At 61.9% G+C, this 24,145-nt stretch carries 23 protein-coding genes; 13 read left to right on the top strand and 10 right to left on the bottom strand.

All coding sequences use genetic code 11. The features are described 5' to 3' along the window. The first annotated feature begins 53 nt into the window (after positions 1-53). The 4 genes from pqqB to pqqE are packed head-to-tail and all read left to right on the top strand — an operon-like array spanning position 54 to position 3,158. The gene (gene pqqB / locus AC0L2Z_RS13675; protein ID WP_473628290.1) at positions 54-992 is read left to right on the top strand and encodes a pyrroloquinoline quinone biosynthesis protein PqqB; all 939 of its coding nucleotides are present in this window, start codon (positions 54-56) and stop codon (positions 990-992) included. Beyond that, a complete protein-coding gene (gene pqqC / locus AC0L2Z_RS13680; protein ID WP_473477705.1) occupies positions 989-1,747 on the top strand; it encodes a pyrroloquinoline-quinone synthase PqqC in 759 nt (252 codons plus the stop codon). Before pqqB ends, pqqC begins: the two co-directional genes overlap by 4 nt. Beyond that, positions 1,744-2,040: a pyrroloquinoline quinone biosynthesis peptide chaperone PqqD gene (gene pqqD, locus AC0L2Z_RS13685; RefSeq protein ID WP_128166389.1), complete on the top strand. Its 297-nt coding sequence runs from the start codon at positions 1,744-1,746 to the stop codon at positions 2,038-2,040. The genes pqqC and pqqD overlap by 4 nt, the downstream gene beginning before the upstream one ends. Continuing rightward, entirely contained in the window at positions 2,037-3,158 is a 1,122-nt protein-coding gene (gene pqqE, locus AC0L2Z_RS13690; RefSeq protein ID WP_473628292.1) for a pyrroloquinoline quinone biosynthesis protein PqqE, read from the top strand. Before pqqD ends, pqqE begins: the two co-directional genes overlap by 4 nt. On the opposite strand, the gene folP is transcribed toward pqqE, so the two are convergent. Further along, positions 3,142-3,993, bottom strand: a complete 852-nt coding sequence (gene folP, locus AC0L2Z_RS13695; protein WP_473628294.1) for a dihydropteroate synthase — start codon at positions 3,991-3,993, stop codon at positions 3,142-3,144. The genes pqqE and folP overlap by 17 nt on opposite strands. 115 nt (positions 3,994-4,108) lie before the next feature. Here folP and AC0L2Z_RS13700 point away from each other — a divergent pair, with 115 nt between their 5' ends. From AC0L2Z_RS13700 to AC0L2Z_RS13725, 6 genes are all read left to right on the top strand, one after another. Beyond that, positions 4,109-4,579, top strand: coding sequence for an SRPBCC family protein (locus tag AC0L2Z_RS13700; protein WP_473628295.1), 471 nt, complete (start codon positions 4,109-4,111; stop codon positions 4,577-4,579). A 22-nt stretch (positions 4,580-4,601) separates the two neighbouring features. Next, a complete protein-coding gene (locus tag AC0L2Z_RS13705; RefSeq protein WP_473628297.1) occupies positions 4,602-5,018 on the top strand; it encodes a GFA family protein in 417 nt (138 codons plus the stop codon). Positions 5,019-5,419: 401 nt separating this feature from the next. Continuing rightward, a complete protein-coding gene (locus tag AC0L2Z_RS13710) occupies positions 5,420-6,946 on the top strand; it encodes a Wadjet anti-phage system protein JetA family protein (protein ID WP_473628298.1) in 1,527 nt (508 codons plus the stop codon). After that, complete coding sequence (locus tag AC0L2Z_RS13715) at positions 6,936-7,586, top strand: DUF4194 domain-containing protein (protein ID WP_473628300.1); 651 nt, start codon at positions 6,936-6,938, stop codon at positions 7,584-7,586. The genes AC0L2Z_RS13710 and AC0L2Z_RS13715 overlap by 11 nt, the downstream gene beginning before the upstream one ends. Beyond that, positions 7,583-11,047 (top strand): SbcC/MukB-like Walker B domain-containing protein, encoded by a 3,465-nt coding sequence (locus AC0L2Z_RS13720; RefSeq protein ID WP_473628301.1) that lies wholly within the window; start codon positions 7,583-7,585, stop codon positions 11,045-11,047. The genes AC0L2Z_RS13715 and AC0L2Z_RS13720 overlap by 4 nt, the downstream gene beginning before the upstream one ends. Continuing rightward, positions 11,044-12,198 carry a Wadjet anti-phage system protein JetD domain-containing protein gene (locus tag AC0L2Z_RS13725; protein ID WP_473628302.1) on the top strand — a complete coding sequence of 385 codons (1,155 nt, stop codon included), beginning with the start codon at positions 11,044-11,046 and terminating at the stop codon, positions 12,196-12,198. The genes AC0L2Z_RS13720 and AC0L2Z_RS13725 overlap by 4 nt, the downstream gene beginning before the upstream one ends. A gap of 52 nt (positions 12,199-12,250) precedes the next feature. On the opposite strand, the gene AC0L2Z_RS13730 is transcribed toward AC0L2Z_RS13725, so the two are convergent. Next, positions 12,251-12,970, bottom strand: coding sequence for a DUF899 domain-containing protein (locus AC0L2Z_RS13730; protein WP_473628304.1), 720 nt, complete (start codon positions 12,968-12,970; stop codon positions 12,251-12,253). 205 nt (positions 12,971-13,175) lie between these two features. Between AC0L2Z_RS13730 and AC0L2Z_RS13735 the strand changes: the two genes are divergently transcribed. Then, complete coding sequence (locus AC0L2Z_RS13735; RefSeq protein WP_473628385.1) at positions 13,176-13,760, top strand: GNAT family N-acetyltransferase; 585 nt, start codon at positions 13,176-13,178, stop codon at positions 13,758-13,760. A gap of 127 nt (positions 13,761-13,887) precedes the next feature. Here AC0L2Z_RS13735 and AC0L2Z_RS13740 read toward each other — a convergent pair whose 3' ends face one another. Both AC0L2Z_RS13740 and AC0L2Z_RS13745 read right to left on the bottom strand, forming a co-directional pair. After that, the gene (locus tag AC0L2Z_RS13740; protein WP_473628306.1) at positions 13,888-14,826 is read right to left on the bottom strand and encodes a carbon-nitrogen hydrolase family protein; all 939 of its coding nucleotides are present in this window, start codon (positions 14,824-14,826) and stop codon (positions 13,888-13,890) included. A 177-nt stretch (positions 14,827-15,003) separates the two neighbouring features. Beyond that, positions 15,004-15,210 carry a hypothetical protein gene (locus AC0L2Z_RS13745; protein WP_198032583.1) on the bottom strand — a complete coding sequence of 69 codons (207 nt, stop codon included), beginning with the start codon at positions 15,208-15,210 and terminating at the stop codon, positions 15,004-15,006. A 120-nt stretch (positions 15,211-15,330) separates the two neighbouring features. On the opposite strand from AC0L2Z_RS13745, the gene AC0L2Z_RS13750 reads away from it, so the two are divergent. Together AC0L2Z_RS13750 and AC0L2Z_RS13755 are read left to right on the top strand one after the other, a co-directional pair. Next, positions 15,331-18,414 carry an ATP-binding protein gene (locus AC0L2Z_RS13750; protein ID WP_473628308.1) on the top strand — a complete coding sequence of 1,028 codons (3,084 nt, stop codon included), beginning with the start codon at positions 15,331-15,333 and terminating at the stop codon, positions 18,412-18,414. 25 nt (positions 18,415-18,439) lie between these two features. Then, positions 18,440-18,694, top strand: a complete 255-nt coding sequence (locus AC0L2Z_RS13755; protein WP_473628310.1) for a nickel-binding protein — start codon at positions 18,440-18,442, stop codon at positions 18,692-18,694. A gap of 254 nt (positions 18,695-18,948) precedes the next feature. Here AC0L2Z_RS13755 and AC0L2Z_RS13760 read toward each other — a convergent pair whose 3' ends face one another. The 6 genes from AC0L2Z_RS13760 to AC0L2Z_RS13785 all read right to left on the bottom strand — a co-directional run bounded on the left by AC0L2Z_RS13760 (position 18,949) and on the right by AC0L2Z_RS13785 (position 24,067). After that, positions 18,949-19,785, bottom strand: a complete 837-nt coding sequence (locus tag AC0L2Z_RS13760) for a 3-oxoadipate:acetyl-CoA acetyltransferase (protein ID WP_036261073.1) — start codon at positions 19,783-19,785, stop codon at positions 18,949-18,951. A 9-nt stretch (positions 19,786-19,794) separates the two neighbouring features. Beyond that, positions 19,795-20,229 (bottom strand): type II 3-dehydroquinate dehydratase, encoded by a 435-nt coding sequence (locus AC0L2Z_RS13765; protein ID WP_027151279.1) that lies wholly within the window; start codon positions 20,227-20,229, stop codon positions 19,795-19,797. Between the two features lie 4 nt (positions 20,230-20,233). Beyond that, the gene (locus AC0L2Z_RS13770; RefSeq protein ID WP_473628312.1) at positions 20,234-21,535 is read right to left on the bottom strand and encodes a TRAP transporter large permease; all 1,302 of its coding nucleotides are present in this window, start codon (positions 21,533-21,535) and stop codon (positions 20,234-20,236) included. Then, entirely contained in the window at positions 21,532-22,050 is a 519-nt protein-coding gene (locus tag AC0L2Z_RS13775) for a TRAP transporter small permease (RefSeq protein ID WP_027151277.1), read from the bottom strand. Before AC0L2Z_RS13775 ends, AC0L2Z_RS13770 begins: the two co-directional genes overlap by 4 nt. Positions 22,051-22,123: 73 nt before the next feature. After that, complete coding sequence (dctP, locus tag AC0L2Z_RS13780; protein ID WP_473628315.1) at positions 22,124-23,110, bottom strand: TRAP transporter substrate-binding protein DctP; 987 nt, start codon at positions 23,108-23,110, stop codon at positions 22,124-22,126. A gap of 48 nt (positions 23,111-23,158) precedes the next feature. Then, the gene (locus AC0L2Z_RS13785) at positions 23,159-24,067 is read right to left on the bottom strand and encodes a shikimate dehydrogenase (RefSeq protein WP_473628317.1); all 909 of its coding nucleotides are present in this window, start codon (positions 24,065-24,067) and stop codon (positions 23,159-23,161) included. Positions 24,068-24,145: the final 78 nt, after the last annotated feature.

Raw genomic sequence — 24,145 nt, forward strand, 5'->3', positions numbered from 1 at the left:
TTCGCGGTCGAAAATTTGCTGTTGGTTGAACAAGCCGCAGAGCGGGCATTGCAATGCGCTTGAAGATCATCGGCTCGGCGGCAGGCGGCGGCTTCCCGCAGTGGAATTGCAACTATCGCCTGAGCCGCGCGGCTCGCACCGGGATGGCTGGCGTGCATTCGCGAACCCAATCAAGCATCGCCGCCTCAGTGGATGGGGCCGGCTGGGTTCTCTTCAACGCCTCGCCCGATATCCGCCAGCAGATTGCGCAAACGCCTGAATTGCAGCCGGCGCAGGATGCGCCGTTGCGTTCGACGCCTATCCGCGCGGTGGTGCTGACCAATGCCGATGTCGATCATGTCGCCGGCCTGCTCAGCCTGCGTGAGCGGCAGCCCTTCGCCATCTACGCAACGACACAGGTGCTGGAGACGCTGGAAGCGAACTCGATCTTCAATGTCCTCGATCCAGCGCTCGTGCCGCGACGCATCTTGCCGCCGGCCGAAGAACTGGCGATATGCGACGCAGACGGCCACGACACCGGCGTGACTGTCGAGAGTTTTCCCGTGCCCGGCAAGATAGCCCTCTATCTCGAGGAAAGAAGCCGGCCGGAAGCCAATTTCAGTTCCGACGCCGGCGACACGATCGGCGTCCGTATCGGCGGTGCCGGCAGTCACGGCTCCGTCTTCTACATCCCAGGCTGCGCGCGCATCGATGCAGCCCTGCGCACGCGCCTGGCCGATGCCGCCTGCGTCCTGTTCGATGGCACGGTCTACACCGACGACGAGATGATTGCCGCCGGCGTCGGCCAAAAGACCGGTGCGCGCATGGGGCATCTGGCCATGTCGGGAGACGAGGGGTCGATCGCCGGCCTGGCCGATGTGGGGATCGGCCGCCGTGTCTTCGTCCACATCAACAACACCAATCCGGTTCTGGACGAGAATTCGGCCGAGCACGCAGCGGTCAAAGCGGCTGGCTGGGAAGTCGCCCGCGATGGGATGGAGATGGAATTTTGAGTGATTTCCACGACGCGGCCAGGAACGGCCTGTCCTCCAGCGAGCTCGAAGCCGTGCTGCGGCAGGTCGGCGCCGAGCGCTATCACAACCGCCATCCTTTCCACCACAGGATGACCAGCGGTGCGCTGTCGAGGACCGAGATGCAGGCCTGGGCGCTGAACCGCTATTGCTACCAGGCCGTCATCCCGCGCAAGGACGCCATGATCCTCGCACATGCGCAGGACCCGGCGTTTCGCGCCGCCTGGCGCAAACGCATCGAGGACCATGATGGCGAGGACGGTTGGAGCGGCGGCATCGCGCGCTGGCTGCATCTGGCGACCTCGCTCGGCCTCGATGCCGATGACGTGAAGAGCGAAAGGCTGGCGTTGCCGGCGACACGTTTCGCGGTCGGCGCCTACCTCGCCTTTTGCACGAACCGGACGCTGTTCGAGGCGGTCGCCTCGTCGCTGACCGAGATGTTCTCGCCGCTCATCATCGGCGAACGGGTCCCGGCGATGCTGGCCAAATACGACTACATCACCGAGGATACGCTGGCCTATTTCAGCCGACGGCCCGAACAGGCCTCGCGCGACGCCGACTTCGCCCTCGCTTACGTGCTCGGCCATGCCGACACGGCGGAACGCCAGCAGCAGGCGATCGATGCGCTGGTGTTCAAATGCGATATACTGTGGGCCATGCTCGACGCGCTTCAACACGCCTATGGCCAGCCGGGAAACATCCCTCCCGGCGCCTTCCGTCCGGAGCCAGTCCGATGATGGCGCTGCGCGAAAGAGCTTTGGTTTCACCGCGATCGGTGCCGTCGCTGCCGAAGCACGTGCGCATACAGTACGATCCCGTGCGGCAGGCATTCGCCGTGCTTTCGCCGGAAAAGGTGTTTTGGCCGAACGACATCAGCCTCGATATATTGCGCCGCTGCGATGGACGGTCCACGGTCGGCCACATCATCGCCGAGCTTGCCGCGGATTATGACGCCGAACAGGAGGCGGTGGCGGCCGACGTCGTCGCCTTCCTGCAAGAATGGTCGGACAAGCTGCTGGTAAAACTATGAGCGAGCCCCTTCTCCCTCCGATCGGCATGCTGGCGGAACTGACGCATCGCTGCCCGCTGCAATGCCCGTATTGCTCCAATCCGCTCGAATTGCTGAAAGCCAATCGCGAACTCGATACACAGACTTGGCTTGATCTGTTCTCGCAGGCCGCCGATCTCGGCGTTCTCCAGGTGCATCTGTCGGGCGGTGAACCGACGCTGCGCCGCGACCTCGAGCAACTGATCGCCGGGCTTTCGGCGCGCGGCGTCTACACCAACCTGATCACCGCCGGCGTCGGCATTGCCGAAGGCCGCATCGAGGCATTTGCCGAAGCCGGGCTCGACCATCTGCAACTGAGTTTTCAAGGCGCACGGCCGGCGACCACCGACCGCATCGGCAATCACAAAGGCGGCCACGAAAAGAAGCTGGAGACGGCACGCCGCGCCCGCGCAGCCGGCCTGCCGCTTACCATCAACGCGCCGATCCATCGCCACAACATCGAGGAAGTGCCGGAATTCATCGACCTGGCGCTCTCGCTCGGCGCGGAGCGGCTTGAGATCGCCAACGTGCAGTATGCCGGCTGGGCGCTGACCAATCGCGATCAACTGATGCCCGAGCGTGCTGCGGTCGACCGTCAGGCGGAGATCGTCGCGGCGGCGCGCGAACGGCTCACCGGCATCATGAACATCGATTTCGTCACGCCGGATTATTTCGCCATCTATCCCAAGCCGTGCATGGGCGGCTGGGCGCGCGACGCCTTCATGGTGGCGCCGGACGGCGCCGTGCTGCCGTGCCATGCCGCACAGACCATCCCGTCGCTCAGTTTTGAGCGTTTCGGCCCGCGCAGCCTGGCCGAAATCTGGACCGATTCGCCGGCATTCAACGCCTTTCGCGGCACCGACTGGATGCAGCAGCCCTGTCGCAGCTGCGAACGGCGTGAGATCGACTGGGGCGGTTGCCGCTGCCAGGCGATGGCGATTGCCGGCGACGCCGCCGCGACGGACCCGGCTTGCGCGAAATCGCCGATCCATGCGCGCATGGCCATGCTGATCGACGAAGCCCAGCGTGCTGCGGCAGTTCCTTCGAACGACGAACAATTCGTCTACCGACGGATCGGCGTCGTCACCGAGCCCGCCTGATCTCTTCCCCGGTCTCGCGCTCGCGCACCGCGTCGGCGAATGCCAGTGCGTCGCGATTGACGGCAATGTTGTGCACGCGAAAGATCGAAGCGCCTTTCAGCCGCAGGATGACGCTTGTTGCCGCTGTGCCGACGTCTCGCCCCTCGTCACTTCCGCCGACCAGCTGACGGGCAAGGCGCTTGCGTGACGTGCCGACGAGCAATGGAAAACCGAGCGCGCACAACTCACCGAAGCGAGCCATGAGCTCGAGGTTTTCCTCGCCGTCCTTGGCGAAAGCGAAGCCGGGGTCGAGCACAATCCGCTCGTCCGCGATGCCGGCGTCGCGCGCGATCTCCAGCGATCTGTTCAGGAACAGGAACTGGTCGGCGATCACATCCGCCAGTTTTTCGCGGCCGCGCCCGGTGTGCATGATGACGAGGCCGGCGCCGGTTTCCGCCGCGACCTGCGCGATGTCGGGTTCGCGCTGCAGTCCATGCACGTCGTTGACGATATGCGCGCCGGCGGCGACCGCCAGCCGCGCCGTCTCGGCCCTGTAGGTGTCGACTGAAACCAGGCTGTCGCCGTCGGACGACAGCGCCTCGATGACCGGCAGGATGCGCGATTGTTCCTCGCGCGCAGAAACGGCGCCGGCGCCGGGCCGGGTGGATTCGCCGCCGACATCGATGATCGCCGCGCCCTCGCCGATCATGCGCCGCGCCTGCTGCAGCGCCCGCTCCGGCCGGTCGAATTCTCCGCCGTCGGAAAAACTGTCCGGCGTGACGTTCAAAATCCCCATCAGCAACGATTGCGCGCCAAGATCGAGATGCCGTCCATGAGCAAGCTGCCAGCGCGTCATGCGTCAACCTTTTTCATCTCATTTTCATATCAGATGCAATTCGCGACAAGATTGTCACTCACACGAACCCGGTTTCCCCATCTACCTATGCTCGCGAAACAAAAGGAGCGTAGCAATGACCAGGGAAACGATCAGCTTTACTTACACGACCTATATTGTCTCGACACCGGGAAAGGTGTTCGAGGCCATAACCAAACCGGACCTCGCACGGCGCTACTGGGGCCACGAGAACGTCTCCGACTGGAAGCCCGGCTCGAGCTGGCAGCACATCCGCGCTAATGACGAACGGACCGTCGAGCTCGTCGGCAAGGTCGTCGAGGTGTCGCCGCCGACCCGTCTCGTCATCACCTGGGCAAACGCTTCGCAGGCGTCCGATCCGGCGAGCTACAGCCGGGTGACCTTCGAGCTCGAGGAATACGAGGCCATGGTCCGGCTGACCGTCAGCCATGACGACCTCGAAGCCGGCAGCGGCATGGGCATCAAAAAGGGTTGGCCGATCGTCCTCTCCAGCCTGAAATCCTTTCTCGAAACGGGTCAGGCGATCGATGTCTTCGCCAAGCCGCGCGCGTCCGAACTGGCGGCCTGACCCAGGACAAAGGACCGAGCAGATGAGCACTCTCTACACCGGCGGATGCGCGTGCGGCGCGGTCCGCTACGAGGCAAAGGCAGCCCCGATCTTCGAAAACCACTGCCAATGCCGCGATTGCCAGAAAAGAAGCGGCACCGGTCACCAATCCTATCTGACGTTTCCGTCGCGGGCAGACGTCAAGATCACCGGCACAGCGACGGACTGGCGCATCGCGGGTGACAGCGGCAATGATAACATCCATTCGTTCTGCCCGGTCTGCGGAACGCCGGTCTACCTGACATTCGCCGCCATGCCGGAGCCGATCGCGGTCTATGCTGGAAGTCTCGACGATCCGAGCCGGTTCAATCCGACCGTTGTCACCTACGGCAGCCGGGCTCTCCCCTGGGACAAGATGGATAGCGCGCTGAAGACCTTCGAGAAGATGCCGCCGGGCTGACCGGCCGGCGGCAGGGCGGACGCGCACAATCTTCAGGAGGCGGATCTGCGCCCACCGCAGGCGCGGATCGGCTGGTGGGCTAGGCCGACCTCGATGACTGCTCCGCATCACGGTGCATTACGGTGACAGTGCACTTTTTGCCCCGCTTGGCTGTCGCTGTGTGTGGATTGAAGGCATGGCTCGACTTACAGGCCGCACCGCCGGAAGCAAAACCGATTCCGCTTGTGCTCGCGTACGTGGAGCCGATCTCGGAGCCAACGTGAGACAACCGTTTCCGGCTATTCAATAGAAATGTTCGTTAATAAACCTCCGAATGTTGCTCTCGACGGCGCGTTTCTCAGGTTGTTTGGTTCGCCAAGCAGTGGCATACAATTCGTGGCAGCTTGGGGTAAACGCCACAGATGGCACTTTTTCGTTATCTTAGTGACGACGCATTTCTGATCTTCTCACGCAAATTCCGGTTCCTCTATGAGGCGGCGTTACTGGACACCTACGAGCGTTTCTTCTCTCGTGGAGCGTCCTTCCCCACCCCCCAGGAGGTCGTCCATGCAATCTACGATCTCATCAAGCGAATGCCCGAGCTTCTTGCCGAGGGCGACGACGTTGGCGAAGGACTGCCTGACCTAGTGTCCAAGCGTCGTCGGCGCCTGAAGTTCGCTGGCGAGGCGAACGAGGCTGCGGAGGCAGCGTTGCGGGTCGCGAGCATTGCCTACCAGAAACTGCTCCAGACCGGTTGGCTCGAAGAGGAAGAATATGGGCTAAGGGTGACGGTAGATATGCCCATGGGAGCAAGCTTGGTCATGCAGCTCCTGTCCAGCCTGAAATCCGACGTGAGCCAGCGCTTCGGCGGCGTCGTTGTCAACGTGAAGCAGAGTCTGGAACTAGCGGCGAAACTCCAGCCGGGCTCTTCCGTAAAGGAGGCCGTGGATGCTGCATATGCCGTAGTGCAGGCTAGAGAACAGGCCACCGCCTTTCTTAAAACGCTCAGGGCAATCCTATCCGACCTCAGGCGTATTCGCCGTACCATCATGGAATCGCGGAGCATGCGCGAGAGAGTGGACGCCTATTTTCAGGAATTCATCGGCGAATTGGTTCTGAAGGACTTCCAAGCGATCCACACTTTCAACCACCCCTTTAGGTTCAAGGATCATATCCTCGATCTTGCCCGCGACATTTCTCTCGATCCTGGAACCATGAGGACGATCGCTTCGGGGTATGTTGAGAACGGAATGGCCGATACACTTGAGAATGGGCTCAGAATGGCTGAGACCGATCTTCTATCCATCCAGGAGGTCTTTGATGGGATCGGTGAGATGTTCGATCGAATCGCCGTCTTCCGGCGGCAGTTGGAACAGCGTCTCCGGAACACGGTCAAGTATGCGGAGCAAGGGAGCGGTGGTATTTCAAGCCGGGCCTCGCAACTCGTGCGCCGGCTCCACAAGGTGATGGACCAGCGCCCCGCTCTCTCTGAATTCGCGTGGGTTCCCCTGCCGGTCGAACCGATGCATACGCCGTGGTCGGAAAGACATCTCGCGCAACCGCGGCAATCTCGCAAGGCCTTGGAGTCAATGGCGGTTCCACCCAAATTGGTGGATCCATTGCTGGCGCTGCGTAAAAGACTCAAGAAGGAGTACATGGAAAGAATCGTTCCGGACGAGAGACGATTGCTCCAATGGCTGCATGAGAACGTCCCTCTTGCTGTGACGAAAGAGGCGCACTTCTTTAAGATCGAAGACGTGGACTCATTCATTGCATTCGATGCGATCCGAAGGTTCACCAAGCCGGGCGATATTCCGCCCTCTATCGCGGTGGCGTTTGAGATCGTGGATGACTCTGACGGACCGCAGCACGATAGCGATTGGATCAGGTGCGGGAATTTCCTTATCCGGAGAAGGCCTGTCCCGGCTGGAGGCGTCGATGCTGGCTGAGTTCGAAGAAGTAGAGACCCGATTCGGCGCGGACAAGGGCGCCGATCTTCGCAAGGCCTGCCGATACCTCCTGCGTCATCAGTTCGTGTATTCGGGCGACCGGGGCGTGGCAACTATCTATGATGTAATTATGGATAGTCGCTTCAGAAGAGTGATTGACGGATTCTTTGACTGCATCGGCTACCGCGTCCACCGCGAGCAAGAGGAACAGTGGGCGGGGATCGTGCTCTGTGACGAAGAGATATCGTCAACGCCAAAAATGAAGGCTGATGAGACCATCGTTCTCCTGGTGGCGGCGGCTCACTGGCAGGACGAAGCGAACCAGGGCAACGTTGAGGAGCGCGCGACGGTCTTGACCACGTTCAACGTCCTTTACGAGAAGTACAGGGAAATGGCCGAAAGAGGCACAAAAATGCTGGTGGCCCAGTCAAGGTTCGAAGATGTTCTTGAGGCTCTTGCTGCACGCAACCTGATCTGGCTTGGAGAGTTCGATCGCGCCCTTCAGGATCGGGAGGTGGTGGTCCGGCCGGTAATCAAGCTTGTTTCCGGATCCGACGCGCTGAAGCGAATTGAGGAGCAGGTTGCGCTGGAAGATTACGAGCCTCGCCAGTTAGCTCCCGTTGGGGAAAATGCCCAATGATGGAACTCGTGCACCTCGCGCTGGTGAACTGGCATGCGTTCAACGTCGAAGATATCCCGGTTTCTGGCCACGTCGGTTTCCTCGGTGAAAACGCCTCGGGCAAATCAACAATCCTCGACATGATCCAGGTGGTGCTCACCGGCGCTAGCGGACGCTACATGAACCTCAACCCAGTCGCTGGTGAGAGTCGCCGCAGAAGCGGTCCGAGGCGCACGGTACAGGGGTACTGCCTCGGTGCCCATGGAGAGGGTGATTTTCGGCGTGAAGCCTGCCTTACCTACGTGACTATCAGTTTTCGCGACGCCGATGGAGTGAAACCCGACTTGACGGTAGGCCTCGCCATGGAGGCGAGGAAGACACAGCCAGCCGAAACTGTACTCGGCCGGTTCGTCGTCCGCGGCAAAATATTGAAGACGACGGATTTCCTGCGTGAGCGGGAAGGGCGGCAAGAATTCGCGCAATGGGAGGAAGTCAGGCAATCCCTGGAGAGAGAATGCGGTGGCGGCTTCGTGAATCATCGCGACAGCGCCACTGATCACATCCGCGAGTACATGCGCGATTTGGTTCCAAGATCGGCGCCGACCTCGGGAAACGCCGCCGCGCTTGCAAAGGCGATTGTGAACGGCATGACTCTTAACCAAGGCCTGTCCGCAACAGACTTCGTCAGGAGCTACATCCTCGAGGAGTCGCCCATGAGGATTAGTGAACTGCGAGAGTCACTGAAGACTTACCGGCAAGTCAATCAGACCATCAAGAACATGCGTGAGCGCGCGAAGCGGCTGAAGGTGGTCAAAGCGCGTGCGGAAGAATTTAGGAATTCTCTTAACGAACACGACGAGGAGGATTGGATTAATCGCAAGGCGAGGTATCTAGCGGCCTCGGCGGCAATGCGGGCACTTGAAGAAGAGATCAAGGAAGCCGAGGCATCTCTCCTAGCCGAGAGCGAGGAAATCACCGACCTGAACCACTCAATCACGGAGGCGAACCAGGATGTGCATCGCATCATCAAGCAGATCGAAGCGATCAAAGCGAGGACGGGCATCGACGATCTGAAGAAGATGGCAGACAGCCATTCCTATTCCGCCACAGATTGCCTCAAGCGGGTTTCCGAGCGAGTGAAGCACATGCAGCGGATCGCCGCGGCGGCCGAAGCACTCGGAAAGGGTGAAGTAAGCTCCCGCGAATTGGCGGCTCATGCCTCCGCGCTGGCCGAGGCCGTCAGGTGTGGCAATACGGGAGCCACGGCGGTCATCGAACAAGCCTTCCTGGCATCGCTCCCCATCATCGCCGAGAGAATTGGGAGAGCGCGTAGCGAGGCGGAAGCGACTTTGCATACCAAAACTGAGGACGTCGGTAAGCTGTCTCGCTCTATTGAGGCGGCCGCTTCCGGTTCACGGGATTCTCACCTCGGCGACCATACCCGCGAGCTGATGAGGCTCTTTCGCATGGCCGGGATGATTCCGAGAGCGCTTTGCGACATCATTGACCTTACCGACAAGGACTGGGCGCAAGCGGCTGAAGGTCTTCTCGGTCGGGACAGGGAGGCGATCTTCGTCGATCGCGATCACATCCACGGGGCAACGGCCATCCTGAGGGAAAATAGACGGGAACTCCGCCAGGCGTCCTTGGTCAGCCTAAACAAGCTTGAGCGATACCAAGATCCGGCTCAAGCAGGTTGGTTCCCATCTCTTTTCAGGTCCGATGACAAAGACGCGCTCGCCTTCCTGCAGCGCAGATATGGCAATGTGCGGCTGGCCCGCACCATGGATGGGTTCAATCAGCCCGGCCGCGCCCTTATGGCTGACGGCCTGTATGATGATGGGCTGGTACGAGGGACCCGACTGGAGGAAGCCTCCCGCCTCAAGATCGGCAAGACAGCCCAGGAGCAGCTGCTCCTCCAGCAGAAAAGGCGTTTGGAGGAATTGCAGGAGGAAATCGAAACCCTGTCCCAGCGCAGGCACGTCCTTTCCGAGGTTGACCGCTCCGCTGCCATCTTGGCTTCGACTGCGGACGGCGAGACAGTGGTAGGCCTACTTGCAAGGGCGCAGGAGCAGGAGGGGTTGGCACAAGAGGCTCGGTCCAGGTTGGAGGCGGTGGATCAGGGCGACCTCAAGCGCCTTTACGAACTTGAGGAGAAGAAGAAAGTTCAACAGGCCTACATTCAGGCCAGGAACGGCGAACTCACGTCGATCCAGAAGAGGCAAGGAGCCTATCAGAAACAGGCCGAAACCGCGAGAAAGACGCTCGAGAGCCTTACAAGCCAAGAAGGATCGCGCCATTCGCGGAACCTCGCCCGCCGCCTGTTCCACTATAGTTGGCGCCTGACGGCCGCAGTGCCCGCCAACCGCAGGTATCGGGAGCGGATGGCGGATAAACAGATCCCAAGCTTTTCGTCGGCCCGCTACGCAGCATTGGCCGGGATCCATCGTGCGATCGGACAGCGCGCGGAGGACCGCTCCAAGCAAGCTAGGGACAGAATGATGGAGGCCGATAGAGGTGTGCGGGCCGCCATGAGGAGCTACTTTGACATTGCCCCCTTGAGTTCTGTTGTTGGAGTAGAAGGCGACATCCTCAAGGACATCCTACCATGGGCAGAAGCCACGATTCGCGACATCGAAGAGAACGAACTCACACGGCATGAAGCGTTGGCGGATGAAGCTTCCGAGCGGGTCTCATCCATCTTTCGCGGCGAGTTCGTCAACTCCCTCCATTCGCGCATCTCTAAGCTTAAGAGAGATATCGACGCGCTGAACCATAGCTTGCGCAATCACACGTTCCACGGCGAGCGATATTCGTTCAGCAGGACGCAATTGGCTCAGTACGCGCCCATCCTGAAAGCGGTCGAGATTTACGTGACGTCCGAGGATGCACTGGAACTTCTGTTCAAGGGCGAAATTCCCGAAGACTCTCCCCACAAACCCGTGCTCGATGAGGTGAAGCGCATCCTGGAGCATCCCGACACCGATTTTGACAGTTTTGAGGACTATAGAAACTTCTTCGTATTCGAGATCCATATGGAGAACCTTGATACCGGACACAAGACACGCTGGGAAACTCGCCGCGGAACGGGTTCCGGAGCCGAGCAACAAGTCCCGCTTTACGTTGCCATCGGTGCCTCGCTGGCTTCCGTTTACGGAACCGCCGAGGGGAGATTTGGATCGCGTCTTGGAATGGCCCTTGCCGTCTTCGACGAAGCCTTTGCCAAGCTCGACGGCAAGAACCAGCGGCAGATGATGAGGTTCTATGAGAGCCTTGGCCTGCAGGTGGTTGTGGCTGCGCCACCTGAGCGGCGGCCTTCCTTGCTCGGTTACATGCATGCCATCGTCGAGGTAGACAATATTGGCAACGGGCAGTCGGAGACGACAGTAGTTCAAGTGAGGGAAAAGGCCCGCAAGGAGCTGCTGCGGATCAACCCTGAGCTCATGGACGATGAAGCGTTGCGCAGGATGGCAGCGGAGTGAGGTTCACCGATCCGAGTGCCCTTCTCTCTCATCTCCTGGACAGGCACGAGGATGGTCGAGCGGGCGCACGCGCTTATCCGGACAACGCTGCTTTTTCGAGCGTAGTTGAGGCCGACCGCTTCCGGAAGAAGTTGGAGGAGGCAAGTCGGGCGGGTGCGGTCGAGCTTCGGATGGATAAGGGGCGGCGAGCCGGCGAGGTCAAATTCGTGCGCATCGCTGACGCGGCGAACCTCTATCGTTTCGTCGAACGAATTCCTTCCGGTGAACGCTCTGCCTCAGCGCTCGAGGAACTTTTTCGTCGTGCAGAGCTGTCCACCCCATTCGCAGAGCAGGGTCGAGAAGCTGCGGGGGCCTGGTCCAAAAATCGGAAGTGGGCAGGCATCGCTCCCGGTGACATTGGTTCGCTCGCGAAGGCGCTTATCCTCGCACAAGCGATTCACGCACAACAACATTCCGGACTGGACTATCGCACGTTCTCCAGGCGGACTGTGTCAGACAGTAAGGCATTGGAACGGCTGGAGGCATCGGTCGTAAGGGCCTTGCGTGGCGCGGTTCCAGACATTCCGGAGGGCGCAACTCCCCGCGAGGCGCTGGGCGCTCTCGGACTAGAAAAGGTGTCTCCACCCCTCCTCCTTTCTGGCCCCATCACCTTTGGGGCGCACCAACCGGACGCTTCCTTCCTTGGCTTCCCAGCCGATGCAATCGATACTGTCGACTTCAGCCGCATGCCGGAGTACGTCCTCGTGGTTGAAAACTACACGAGTTTCGTCAGACACGTGACTGAGGCAGACCCGGATCGGCGAGGACTCGTCCTTTACGGAGGCGGCTATCCGTCGGCGGGAATCCAGAAAGCGTTTGGTTTGATTGCCCGCCGCTTACCAGACGAGGTTCCGTTTTACCATTGGTCCGACATTGATCCTGATGGCATCTGGATTTTCCTTACGGTTGAGAGAGCGTTCGGCCGCGGGCTGATCCCGCACCTTATGACCGTTGAGTTGGCAGAAAAGCATGGCAATCCGCCGGTGCAGGTGGCGAGCAGAGTTGCCAGGGCTGACGGATCGATTCTCTTTGAGCTGATCGCATACCTTTCCCAACCTGGTGCAAAACACTTGGAGCAGGAGGAACTCGATCCTATGATCCCGCGTCTATAGGGAACTACACAGCGAGCCCCTGTGACGCAATTCGCGGTCGTGCCCATGACACTCAGCGATTGCCGTACTCGTCATGGCGGCGCCACCACGCCTGGGGGAACTCGAGCCCGTTCTCGTTCCTTCCCCACGGAGCCAGGTCGAGGAAACGGTAGACCCCCATAAACGCCTCGGTGCCACGGGCGTAGGTGGAGTAGGTGTGGTAGACGGCACCGTCCTGGAGCGCAAAGACGCTCATTCCCTCCTTCTGCGGCTCGGCCCTGTCGACATGCTGATAGTTGTAGTCGGCGCCGTCTCTCTGCTGCTCTTCGGTGAAGGCGGCGCCGAAGTCATATTTGAAATCGCTCCCGAGCGACGAAACCCACGGGAAGCGCCAGCCCATTTGCTGCTTGTAGTCCTGGATCTCCTGCAACGGCGCGATCGATTCGCAAACCAGGGTAATGTCGCGGCCGTTCAAGTGGGGGATGACGCAGTCGAAGTGATCGGCGATCAAGGAGCATCCGGTGCATCCTTGGCGCTCATCCGTGAGCCGGTATCCGTAGCCGAACATGAAATGATAGACGAAGAGTTGCGAGCGCCCCTGGAAGAGGTCGGCGAGCGAGGCGCTGCCCTCCTCGGTCTCCAACAGATACTCCTTGTCGATCCGAACCCACGGCAGTTCCTGTCGCTGTCGCGCCAGCTCGTCGCTCTGCCGCATGAGCCTTTTCTCCGCCTCGAGCAGTGCGAGCCGCGCTCCGAGCCGTTCCTCGCGTGTTCCGGTCTTGTGTTTCATCATCGCTGCTGTCTCCTTCCTCGGGGGATTTCCCTTCCGTTTCTCGAAACAACTTGTTGCGTCAGGCGTTAAACTCAATGCCGGAGGCGAAACATGGCAGCTGGATGTTGCGGTTTCCGATGCACTGCCTGATCCCTGCCCGCTTGTTGCGGCGCCCATTGCGGGCGCGGGCGCCTCGTCGAACCATTTGCGTCGCTTGGAGGGCAGCATGAAATCGCCGACAGTGAGAGTCATGGCCGCGGCCGATGAAGACCCGGCGATCGGAACAATCGTGCTGGCGTTTGCAGCCGATCCCATGGCGCGATGGACCTGGCCGCATGCACACCAGTACCTTGCGGCCATGCCGCGACTGGTCCGCGCGTTCGGGGCCAGGGCATTCTCAAACGGAAGCGGCTTTTGCACCGATGGCTATGTCGGGACGGCGCTGTGGCTGTCGCCCGGGGTGCATCCCGACGAGGAAGGGCTTGGTGCGCTTGTCGAGAGCACGGTTGCGGCCTCCCTTGCCCCTGAAGTCGCCGCTATATTCGAGCAGATGGCCAAGTACCACCCGACCGAACCGCATTGGTACTTGCCCGCGATCGGCGTCGACCCGGCGCATCAGGGCGAAGGTCACGGCGACGCCTTGATGGCGTACGCGCTCGCGCAGTGCGATCGCGATCACGCGCCCGCCTATCTGGAATCCTCGAACCCGCGCAACATTCCGTTCTACCAGCGCCACGGCTTCGAACCGCTCGGCGCGATCCAGATCGGTTCATCGCCGACGCTCGTCCCGATGCTGCGGCGACCGCGTTGAGCCAGGCAGGGCAGACGAGCGAAGCGTCAGCCGCCCGGCTAACTGGACGGCGTCATGGGACGCGCTCCACGACATTCCGGCTCCCGGCTTCCGCCCAGCGCCGGCGCGGTCGTCAGCCTGTTTCGGCTCAGTCGGTGAACGCGACGGGTGTAAGCGGTTTCCGGCTGATCGACAGCGAGAAAATATCCGGCCGGGAATAGTGCCCGGCGACGTCGAGCGACCGCCGGGCGCGGCCGACCGCCTCCCGGTCAATTTCGGCGAACAGGATTCCCTTGTCGCGGTTCAGCGGTCCGGCCGCGATTGCGCCGCCCGGCTTCACGACGACGGCGTCGCCGTCGTTGATCCACTCTTCGGGCTTGAACAGTCGGTCGCGATCGGGAAAGTCGGCGGGGAGATCGCTGCCCTGCATTGCCGTCGCGGTGCCGATGACCCAGCATCCGCCCTCACGGGCGATGTGACGCAATGTGGCGAGGCAGAGTTCACCATTGTCCCACGTCGGATTGATGAGAATGTCGATGTTCTGGGCGTAGAGAGCGTAGCGCGCAAGCGGCATATAGCTTTCCCAGCAGATCAGGCACCCCAGGCGACCGACCGGCGTGTCGACAACTCTGAGGCCGCTCGCGTCGCCCGTGCCCCAGACCATGCGTTCGGGGTTGGTCGGCATCAACTTGCGATGTCGGTTTTGGAGCGTGCCATCCGGTCCAATCACGACCACGGTGTTAAACAGCGTAGTGCCCGAGAATCGACTATCGATCTCGTTCAGGCCGACGACAATCGTCACCGCACGCTGGCTGGCGGCCTGCTGCAGAGTTTCAAGATCACCTCGCTCGATATCGACGGCGTTGCTGCGCAGCCTGGCGTGAAGCTCGCTGGACAACGCCATATCCGTGCCGGGCTTCAGCCGCCAGACCCACGTCGGATATCCGGATATCCAGGCTTCAGGGAAGATCACCAGGGTGGCGCCGGCATCGGCGGCTTCGTCGATCGCCTCGACGGCTCTGGCGATGGTCGCCTCGCGATCGAGAAAGACCGGCGGCTTCTGAACGACGGCAATTTTTGCTTGCATGGCGGTTTCCTCTACTCCCAATTCACGTTCCCACTACACTTCAGCTGCAATGGTTTTCTTGTGAGCAGTCCTGTCGGTGTCGGTGTGCCGTAACACGAAGACCTAGCCGCCGGCTTTCAGCGACGGCAGCAGCTTCTGCAATCGGCAATGCGATGGCGGGTGCGAATGATCTCCTGTTCAGTCACCCCAGCCTTCACACCCCAGTCGGATATCCCGGTATCCATGCTTAGGGAAAGACGACCAGTGTGGCGCCACATCAGCGGCTTCGATCGCTTTGTTGATGGTGGCTTCGCGGTTGGCGGCGGCGGCAGCCCGCCATTGGTCGAGGGTCGTCTCCTTGTGTTGTGCAGGATCGAATGGTTTCGTCGCCGTTGTCGTTGTCATCGGCTGGCTCCTCAAGGCTGTTTCGCAAGACCGTGTTCACGGCTAAACTTGCCTACGATCGTGGGAGCGCCCGTGGAAACCGGCGTCGAATTATCTCGATGCAGAGCAGGCAGGCCAGCGATGCAACGTCCTATCCCTCTCCAGGTACGTCTGCTCGGCGAGCTCCGGCTTGTCGGCGCCGACGGGAAGGCCCTTGCTTTACCCGCCTCCCGCAAAACGCGCGCGCTTCTTGGCTATCTCATTGCCACCGGCCAGGTGCACCGGCGTGAACGGCTCTGCGATCTGTTCTGGGACGGACCGGACGATCCGCGCGCCGAGTTGCGCTGGAGCCTCAGCAAGATCCGCGCGCTGCTCGGCGAAGGCAGCAGAGCTCGGCTCGTGGCGGATCGTGAGCGGGTCGGCATCGAGCTTGGCGATGCGCTGGTCGACCATGCGGTCGTGCGCTCGCTTGCCGCAAGCAGAGTCTCCGCCGCGACCACCGAGGTGCTGACCGAGACTGTGGCGCTGTTTGGAGGCGAGTTCCTCGACGGGCTCGATCTGCCGCTCTGTTACCGCTACCAGGAATGGTGCATAGCGGAGCGGGAGGCGATGAGCCAGCTCCGGTTCAGGGTTCTCGCCGCGCTTGTCGCGCGACTGGAAGACGTCCCGACGGATGCCCTGCCCTATGCCTACGCATTGGTTGCGGCCGACCCGCTATCCGAAACCGGTCATGCTGCGGTGGTCCGGCTGCTTGGGAAGTTGGGCCGGACCAACGACGCGCTCGTTCATTACGAGCGGGCGCATCGCATATTCGAAGCCGAGCTTGGCGCGCCGCCAGGCGAGGAACTGAAGGCGGCGAGGCAGGCGCTGCGACCGACCCCAATCGCAGGTGCCCGAGCCGCCCCTTCCGGTGCAGCCAGGCGAACCCTGGACGACGTCCCGCGGCCTGCGGCTTCCGGGCCCATGGTTGGGCGCGACGCCGAGCGTACAACCATCGATCGCCTCGTCGGGATGGCAGCCGACAGCGGCCAGGATGTCATCCTTGTGACTGGAGAGCCCGGCGTCGGCAAGAGCCACATGCTAGGCTATTTCAGCGAACGGGTGGCCGCTGCCGGCGGGCGCGCCTTCAGCGCGCGCGCATTCGAAGCCGAGACGGCACGATCCTATGGCATCTGGATCGATCTCCTGCGCTCGGTCCAGCGGCAGCGACCGCGCCATGGATTGCCTTCGGTTCTCGGCCCGCTGCTCCCCGAGCTTGGAGGCGGCGAAGGCGGGGTCGGGGATCGCACTCAGCTGTTCGACGCCATTGTCGACGTGTTTTACGGGCTCGCCGCCGACGAGCCGGTGGGTATTGCCCTCGACGACGTCCAGTGGCTCGACGATGCGTCCGCGTCGCTGCTTCACTATGTTGCTCGCCGGACGGAGGCAGCCCCCGGTCTGGTCATCGCCTGCGCAGCACGTTCTGGAGAAGTCGAAGACAATATTGCAGTATCGCGGGTGCTGCGCTCACTCGCCCGCGATGGCCGACTGACGGAGATCGAACTCGATACGTTGAGCGCCGAGCACACGGCAGAGCTGGTCCGGCGGCTCGACCCGGCTCTCGACGCAGCTCAAATCGTCGCCGCGAGCGATGGCAATCCGCTGTTTGCGCTTGAACTTGCCCGCGCTCACCTGCGCGGGGATCCCGGCCCCGGCCGTACCGTGAAAGCCCTGATAGAAGGACAACTGGCTGGGCTGACCGACCAGGTGCGCGAAACCCTGGTCTGGGCTGCAGCGCATGGCCGCACCTTCACGCCGCAGGATCTTGCGCGCTTGGGGCCGTTTGATGCTGCCGGGCTTCTGATGGCACTGGGGGAGCTTGAGCGGCGCGGGCTGGTGCGGCCGGCAGGCGGCGACGCCTATGACTTCACCCACGACCTCGTCCGGCAAGTCACCTACCGCAGCTTGTCCCATCCCAGGCGCAAGCTGTTGCATCGACATATCGCGCGCGCGCTTCGACCGGCGGCGGAGCGCGGCGGTGATGCTGCGGCCGATCTCGTTCATCACGCCGTGCTCGCCGAGGATGACGAGATGGCAGCACGAGCTTGCATCGTCGCGGGCGAGCGGGCGCTTCGGCTCTTCGCCAATGCCGAGGCCGCCGGCCTGGCCGAGCGAGGGCTGCGGCATGTCGCGCGGCTGCCGGAAGCGCCGGAGAAGCTGGTTTCCCGGATTGCGCTGCTCAAGATCCGCGTTCTTGCCGCGACTGGTCCCGGATTGCGATCACTTCCGCCCATTGAAGACGAGATCGCCGACGCGACCAACGCAGCGGAGGAACAAGGGCTGCAGGCTGCCGCGGCGACAGGGCACTATCTGCTTTCCATTCTCCATCAGCAGGCCGGACAAATAGAGCGGGCCGAGGCCAGCACGCTTCGTGCGGCCGAGATAGGGCGCAACGCTGACCGCAAGATCCAGGCGCATCAGCTCGCCAACACGGCTCGCTGCCTGCTTGAGCTGGAGACAGAAATCGCGCGCGCGCGCGAATTGATCGCGGAGGCCGGCGATATCGCGCAGTCGCTCGGTACAGAGTTGTGCGAACTGCATTGGGCCAGCGGGCTGCTGGAGCGATGGGACGGTCGGCAGGGTCAAGCCGCCGTTCATCTTGCTCGCGCTCTTGCCTTGGCGCGCCGAGGCGAAGACCGCTGGCGCGAGTACAAATGCCTAACCTGGCTGGCGACGCTTCATTTCGAAATGGCACGATATGCCGACATGCACGCCCGCTGTGAGGAGCTGCGGTCGGTTGCCGCACGGATTGGCGAGGAGACGCCTTTCGTCGATGCCCTGCAGGCGCTTGCTGCCGTCATGACGGCGGATGATGCAGCCGATGAGGCGCTGGAGAGCGCCTTGGCGCGGCTTCGTGCCGCCGACGACAAGTCTTACCTGGCTTACGCTCTCAACAGCGCCGCGAGTTTTTACTGTCGTGCCGGCCGAATGGAGCAAGTCCGACTCCACGCCAGCGAGGCACTGACAGTCGCCTCCAAGATCCGCCGACGTTGCGAGATCGCCATTGCCAAGGCCCTGCTCAGCGCGGCCGCGAACGGTTCTTCGGCAGCGGAAATCGACGACGATTGCCGGGCATCGATCGAGCTTGAGGATTTCGGCGCGAGGGCGCGAGCAGTTTTGCGCCATCCTGCCGAACCGGCGCGCAGCGTTCCAACGGCCGCACCCACGCCGGGCCTTCAGACTTGAACGAGCCATCGAACAGGAGAGCACCATGCCTCGCATAATCATCGAGCGGTCTTTTGAAGCCCCGTTCACCCAGCAAGAACTCGACGCGGTGGAGGCGCGGATGGCGCCGTGCCTCGACCTCTACGATGTCCGCTGGATCCGTAGCTACTGGTCATCCGACCGGCTGCGCATGATCTGCGAATACGAAGCCGCTGATATCGCCAGCGTTCGAAACGTCCAGCACGAGGCTGAAGCCAGGTTTGAGCGGGCCTGGGCTGCCGATGTGCTGGGCGAGCCGTGAGAGCCCACTCGTCAGGCTATTGCGGGTGAACGTTGCAAGCCGTGTGTCGAAACCGACTCCATCGAGAAAGAAGTCGATCCGATCCAGCCCTCCCAGTCCCCGTCCAGCCGGACCAGATTCCGGGGCGGTTTTTTCCATCCATGATGTGGCTCCGCCCTCACCTGCCGCCGAAGCCGCAACGCTTGAAGGATCGACGAGGACGTTGCCAAGGCGCAACAGGTCCGACAGCGGGGCGCGAAGCTGCGGCCCAGGAATTACGATCCTGACGCCAGACCAAGTGTTTGGCGCGCCTCGTTGACGGTGGCCACGCGCCGGCCAAACTTCTCGACTGAGGCCGCCGCGCGTTCGACGAGCTCGGCGTTGCTGCGCGCCAGGCGTTCCCTGGTGATCCTGATATTATCCTCAAGTCCGGTGCGCACTGCGTCTGCTGCGCGCGCCAACGCCCATTGCATTACGATCGTCTGGTTGCGGCCTATTCCGGCCGCTGTCCAGGTGGATTGTGGAAACAGGAGTTTCGCTTCCCTGAGGAGCACATCGAGCAATCTCTCCTCCGCAGGCAGTGCGTTTTGCACGCCCATGACAAATTGGATGTGCGGGCGCTCACCCAAAAGTCCCGCGTCGGTCAGCCGCCTGGCAGTGTGAAGGTGCGACAGGTCGAAGATCTCGATCTCCGGCAGCACGCCATTTTCCTTCATCGCGGTTGCGAGATCACCGATCAGGGCGGGATGGTTCTCGTAGACCATGGATGGGAAGTTGACTGAACCGGTCGAGAGCGAGGCCATGTCCGGCCTCAGATAAAGTGCCGAGCCACGCGCGGCAGGATCGCGACCGCGCCCGCCGGTCGAAAACTGGACGATCATGCCGGGGCAGTGCCTACGCACCCCCGCCTGGACGGCAGCGAAGCGCGTTGGTTCAGACGATGAACTCTGATCGTCATTGCGCACGTGGATGTGCACCAGCGACGCACCTGCTTCAAAGGCTTCCTGGGTCGACTCGATCTGTTCGTCCACGCTGATCGGCACCGCAGGATTGTCTTCCTTGCGCGGCAGCGAGCCGGTGATCGCAACAGCGATGATACAGGGTTCAGGCATGGCGATACACTATCGTTCGACCTGGTCCATGAGCCAGCGGATCGCGAGCGGATACCCCTCGGCGCCGAGCCCCGCGATCACGCCGGTGGCGACCTTCGATACCAGCGACCGATGATAGATCTCCTCGCGGCGATGGATGTTCGAGATATGCAGTTCGACGATCGGGCCCGGAAACATCTTGAGCGCATCGAGCACCGGGATCGAAATAAAACTCAAACCCGCGGGATTGATCAGAATGCCCGCGCCTTTGTCGATCGCCTCATGCACCCAGTTGACGATTTCGCCCTCAATGTTCGACTGGTGAAAACGGATCGGATGGTCGCCGGCGGCTTCACGGCACATCGCCTCGATTTCTGCGAGCGTCGTCCGCCCATAGATCTCCGGCTCGCGCATGCCGAGCCGGTTGAGATTGGGGCCGTTGAGAACGAAGATTGGCTTGGTCATGGTCCTATCCTTGATAGCCCAGCAGGCGCGGCAGCCACAGCACCAGCGATGGGAAGAAGGTGATCAGCATCAGGGCGGCAATCATGGCGTAGAGAAACGGCATTACGTCGTGCACCAGGTCGCGCAGCGGCACCTCTGCGATGCGGGTCATGATGAACAGCAGCAAGCCGTAGGGCGGGGTGACCAGCCCGAGCATGATGTTGACGACGACCATTACGCCGAAATGCACCATGTCGACACCGAGCGCCTGCGCCGTCGGAATCAGCACCGGCACGATTACCAGCAGGATGGTCGTGCCTTCCAGCACGCAGCCCAGGATCAGCAGCAGGATGTTGACCAGGATCAGGAAACCCATCGGCGAAAGATCCCAGGACTTCAGGATCACCGACAGGGACTGCGGAATGTTCTCGACCGTGACAACGTAGTTGAACACTAGGGCGCCGGCGATGAGCATGCCGATCGAGGCCGTGGTGCGGGCGCTGTTGAGAAGCGCATGGTAGAGTTGGCCCGGCGTCACGCTGCGATAGATCGCGACCGAGATGAGCAGCGCGTAGCCGGCGGCGACCGCCGCGGCCTCGGTCGGGGTCATCACGCCGCCCCTTATGCCGACCAGCAGGACGACCGGCAGCATCAGCGCCGGAAATGCGCGCAAGGTTATCCCCGGCAATTCCCTGAGCGGCACCGACTTCTCGACCGGAAAGTTCTTCCGGCGCGCGTCGATGGCGACGATGATCATCTGCGTCAGGGCGAGAAGAAGGCCCGGCACGATACCGGCGATGAAGAGGTAGCCGATCGATGCATCCGAGATCAGCGCGTAGATGACCAGCGGAATCGACGGAGGAATGATCGGGCCGATGACGGAGGTGACGGCTGTCAGCGCCGCGGCATAGCTCGCCGGGTACTTGCCATCCTTGGTCATGAGTTGCTGCATCATCTTGCCGGTGCCCGCGGCGTCGGCGATGGCCGAGCCGGACATGCCGGCGAAGATGATCGACTGCAGCACGTTGACTTGCGCCAGGCCGCCGCGGAAACGACCGACAACGGCGTTGCAGAATTGCAGCAGCCGGTCGGTCATGGTCCCGGCGTTCATCAACTCCGCGGCGAGAATGAACATCGGTACGGCAAGCAGGATATAGCTTGTGTAGAGCCCGTTGAGGAGCTGCTCGGCTGAGGTGCCCGTGTCGAGCCCTGCAAGCCAGAGATAGAGGATCGATCCGGCGATCATCGAGTGACCGATCGGCAGGCCAAGCAGGGCCAGCGCTGTGATCGCAACGACTGACAGCGAAAAGGGGCTCGCGAGATTCATACGCCGGAGCTCGCTTTCGTGGGGTCAAATTCCGCCGGTGCTTGGCCGCGCAGAGCACGCCACGCCAGCCATAGGTAGCGGGCGATCACGGCGACCACGAAGACGAGATAGATCGAGAACAGCCAGTCGAAGCGTATCTTGAGGTAGGCGGTGCTCTCGACCTTCATGAAGGTCACGTAGCTGAAGACGGCCGGAAAGGACCAGCCATAGAGCGCGACGAGAGCGATTGCGAAGGCAAGCGTCATTACCCGCCTGATGTCCGGACCGACTGTGGCGTAGAGGAGATCAAAACGGATTTCCTCTTCTTCACGAACGACGAACGCTGCGCCGAACAGCACAACCCAGATCCAGAGTACGACGGTGAGCTCGTTGCTCCAGCCGGTCGGCCAGTTGAGAAGGTAGCGAAAAGCAACCTGCAGCAGAAACGCGGCGAACATGGCGCCGATTGCGATGGCGATGGCGTTCTCGGCGCGCCGGTAGAGCCAGCCGCCGACCTTTCTCAATCCCGGGTTCATGATGCCTCCCTGACGGGCGTCTGGCCAAACCGGCCAGCCGGTCGCAAGCGGACCGGCCGGCGCGTTCGTCGCGTCAAAGCGCGTTGATCTTGTCGACCATCCCGGCAGGCCATTCCTTGGCCAGGTCGGAGGCAAGATATTGCTCCTGCACATGCTTGCGGAATGCTGCGACATCGGGTTCGTAGATCTTCAGGCCCTTGCCCTTGAATGCTTCAACGAGTTCCTTCTCGCGCGTCAGGTGTTTCTCTGTCGAGAAGTCGATCGCCTTGTCCGCCGCGGCCTGGACCTTTGCCTGCTTCTCGGCCCCCATCTCGTCCCACACCTTTTTCGAGATGCTGAGAAGGTCGAATCCGACAAGGTGCGAGGTAAGCACGATCTGCGACATGACCTCGTAGAACTTCATGTTCTCGACGTTGGGCAACGGATTGTCCTGCCCGTCGATTGCGCCTGTCTGCAGGCCGGTATAGACCTCGGCGTAGGCCATTGGCGTAGGGTTCGCACCGAGCGCCTGGCCGAGGAACTGCCAGGCGTCGCCACCCGGCATACGCAGCTTGATGCCTGCCATGTCGGCGGGAGTCTTGATTTCCTTGTCCGGCTTCAGACCGACCTGGCGCAGACCGAAATAGGTTGGGCCGAGCACCCTCACGCCGAGCTGGTCCTCGGTCATCCTCTTCAGCTCCGCACCGGCATCGCTGGCAAAGAACGCCTTCACGTGCGCGGCGTCACGGAACAGGTAGCCGGCGGTGACGATAGACCACGCCGGAATCTGCTTGGAGATGTCCTGCGGGGCGACGTTGCCCATCTCGAGGTTGCCGCGCTGGATGGCGACAAGTTCGGTGCCCTGCTTGAACAGGTTGCCGCCGTAATAACCCTCGAAGGCAAAGTCGTCCTTGATGGCGTCGGCGAACATTTTCATCATCTCGGCCCGGATGTCCTGTTCCGAGAACACGGCCGAGAAACGCAGCTTCGGCTTGTCCTGCGCGAAGGCGGGAACGGCGGTCGCGGCGGCGAGTGCGCCGGCGGCGACCATGAACAGGCGTCGGTTGATTTCAGCTTTCATGTCGATTTCCTCCCTATGGTCTTCATATGGTTATAGACGTCATTGCCTTCATGCGGCGGCCTCGAAGTGATCTGCCATGGCGCGGCGGTCGGCCTTGCGCCCGGTGAAGAGTTCGAACGCGCGGACGGCCTGATAGATCGCCATGCCGATGCCCGGCAGCGTTCTGCAGCCGATCGTTCGGGCGGCCACCAGCAACTCTGTTTCGGTCGGAAAGTAGATTATGTCGGCGACCCATTTTTCGGCTGTCAGAAGAGCCGTGTCGAACGGTGTTCCGGGGTATTTCGCCATGCCCACCGGCGTCGTGTTGACGATGCCGTTTGCCATGCGCACGGCTGCGGCCGGGTCCGGCCAGGTCTCGACGCGACCGCCGAACAAGGCGCCCATGCGCGACGCAAGATCCGAGGCGCGACCGGGTTGGCTGTCGAGGACGAACAGCCGGCCAACGCCCATTTGCATCAGCGCGTTTGCGACTGCGGCGCCCGCTCCGCCGGCGCCGAACATCGCGACACTGCCCATCGATGCGCCTGTCATCGCTTCGCGAAAACTCTCAGCGAAACCCCAGCTGTCGGTGTTGTGGCCTTCCTTGCGTCCGCCAGCGAAGACGACCGTATTCACCGCGCCTATCGCGCGCGCTTCCGGCGACAGCGCATCCAGGACGGGAATGACAGCCTGTTTAAACGGATGCGTGACGTTGAGGCCGTGAAAGCCGGCAATTTCCGCCGCCGCGATCAAGTCGCCGATCGCCGCGTCCGGAAATCCTAGCCGATCGAAATCGAGCAAAAGGTACGAATAGCCGATGCCGAGGCGCCGGGCTTCCCGCTCGTGCATGCCGGGCGTGCGCGAGGACTGAATACCGCGTCCGACAAGGCCGATCACGACCTTTTCGCTGTGGCCGCTGACGGCGCCCTTGTGCTCGTCGGCAAGACGGCAAAGCAGGTCGACAAGGCTGTCGCCCATCTCCCGAAATTCCTCCCTGTGCGGGCCGCCTCCCTGCCCAAATGCGGCAATTCCTGGATCGCCCTTGTGTTCACGCCA

This window comes from Mesorhizobium sp. WSM4850, assembly GCF_055811735.1.

Excerpts from the sequence above, each read along its gene's own strand:
- AC0L2Z_RS13740 (WP_473628306.1), bottom strand. The coding sequence starts at position 14,826 with ATGCAAGCAAAAATTGCCGTCGTTCAGAAGCCGCCGGTCTTTCTCGAT.
- AC0L2Z_RS13760 (WP_036261073.1), bottom strand. The coding sequence starts at position 19,785 with ATGCCTGAACCCTGTATCATCGCTGTTGCGATCACCGGCTCGCTGCCG.
- AC0L2Z_RS13710 (WP_473628298.1), top strand. The coding sequence starts at position 5,420 with ATGGCACTTTTTCGTTATCTTAGTGACGACGCATTTCTGATCTTCTCA.
- AC0L2Z_RS13785 (WP_473628317.1), bottom strand. The coding sequence starts at position 24,067 with ATGGGCGACAGCCTTGTCGACCTGCTTTGCCGTCTTGCCGACGAGCAC.
- pqqD (WP_128166389.1), top strand. The coding sequence starts at position 1,744 with ATGATGGCGCTGCGCGAAAGAGCTTTGGTTTCACCGCGATCGGTGCCG.
- folP (WP_473628294.1), bottom strand. The coding sequence starts at position 3,993 with ATGACGCGCTGGCAGCTTGCTCATGGACGGCATCTCGATCTTGGCGCG.
- AC0L2Z_RS13715 (WP_473628300.1), top strand. The coding sequence starts at position 6,936 with ATGCTGGCTGAGTTCGAAGAAGTAGAGACCCGATTCGGCGCGGACAAG.
- AC0L2Z_RS13705 (WP_473628297.1), top strand. The coding sequence starts at position 4,602 with ATGAGCACTCTCTACACCGGCGGATGCGCGTGCGGCGCGGTCCGCTAC.
- AC0L2Z_RS13765 (WP_027151279.1), bottom strand. The coding sequence starts at position 20,229 with ATGACCAAGCCAATCTTCGTTCTCAACGGCCCCAATCTCAACCGGCTC.
- AC0L2Z_RS13720 (WP_473628301.1), top strand. The coding sequence starts at position 7,583 with ATGATGGAACTCGTGCACCTCGCGCTGGTGAACTGGCATGCGTTCAAC.
- AC0L2Z_RS13770 (WP_473628312.1), bottom strand. The coding sequence starts at position 21,535 with ATGAATCTCGCGAGCCCCTTTTCGCTGTCAGTCGTTGCGATCACAGCG.
- pqqB (WP_473628290.1), top strand. The coding sequence starts at position 54 with ATGCGCTTGAAGATCATCGGCTCGGCGGCAGGCGGCGGCTTCCCGCAG.
- AC0L2Z_RS13735 (WP_473628385.1), top strand. The coding sequence starts at position 13,176 with ATGAAATCGCCGACAGTGAGAGTCATGGCCGCGGCCGATGAAGACCCG.
- pqqE (WP_473628292.1), top strand. The coding sequence starts at position 2,037 with ATGAGCGAGCCCCTTCTCCCTCCGATCGGCATGCTGGCGGAACTGACG.
- AC0L2Z_RS13775 (WP_027151277.1), bottom strand. The coding sequence starts at position 22,050 with ATGAACCCGGGATTGAGAAAGGTCGGCGGCTGGCTCTACCGGCGCGCC.
- AC0L2Z_RS13730 (WP_473628304.1), bottom strand. The coding sequence starts at position 12,970 with ATGATGAAACACAAGACCGGAACACGCGAGGAACGGCTCGGAGCGCGG.
- AC0L2Z_RS13750 (WP_473628308.1), top strand. The coding sequence starts at position 15,331 with ATGCAACGTCCTATCCCTCTCCAGGTACGTCTGCTCGGCGAGCTCCGG.
- dctP (WP_473628315.1), bottom strand. The coding sequence starts at position 23,110 with ATGAAAGCTGAAATCAACCGACGCCTGTTCATGGTCGCCGCCGGCGCA.
- AC0L2Z_RS13700 (WP_473628295.1), top strand. The coding sequence starts at position 4,109 with ATGACCAGGGAAACGATCAGCTTTACTTACACGACCTATATTGTCTCG.
- AC0L2Z_RS13755 (WP_473628310.1), top strand. The coding sequence starts at position 18,440 with ATGCCTCGCATAATCATCGAGCGGTCTTTTGAAGCCCCGTTCACCCAG.
- AC0L2Z_RS13745 (WP_198032583.1), bottom strand. The coding sequence starts at position 15,210 with ATGACAACGACAACGGCGACGAAACCATTCGATCCTGCACAACACAAG.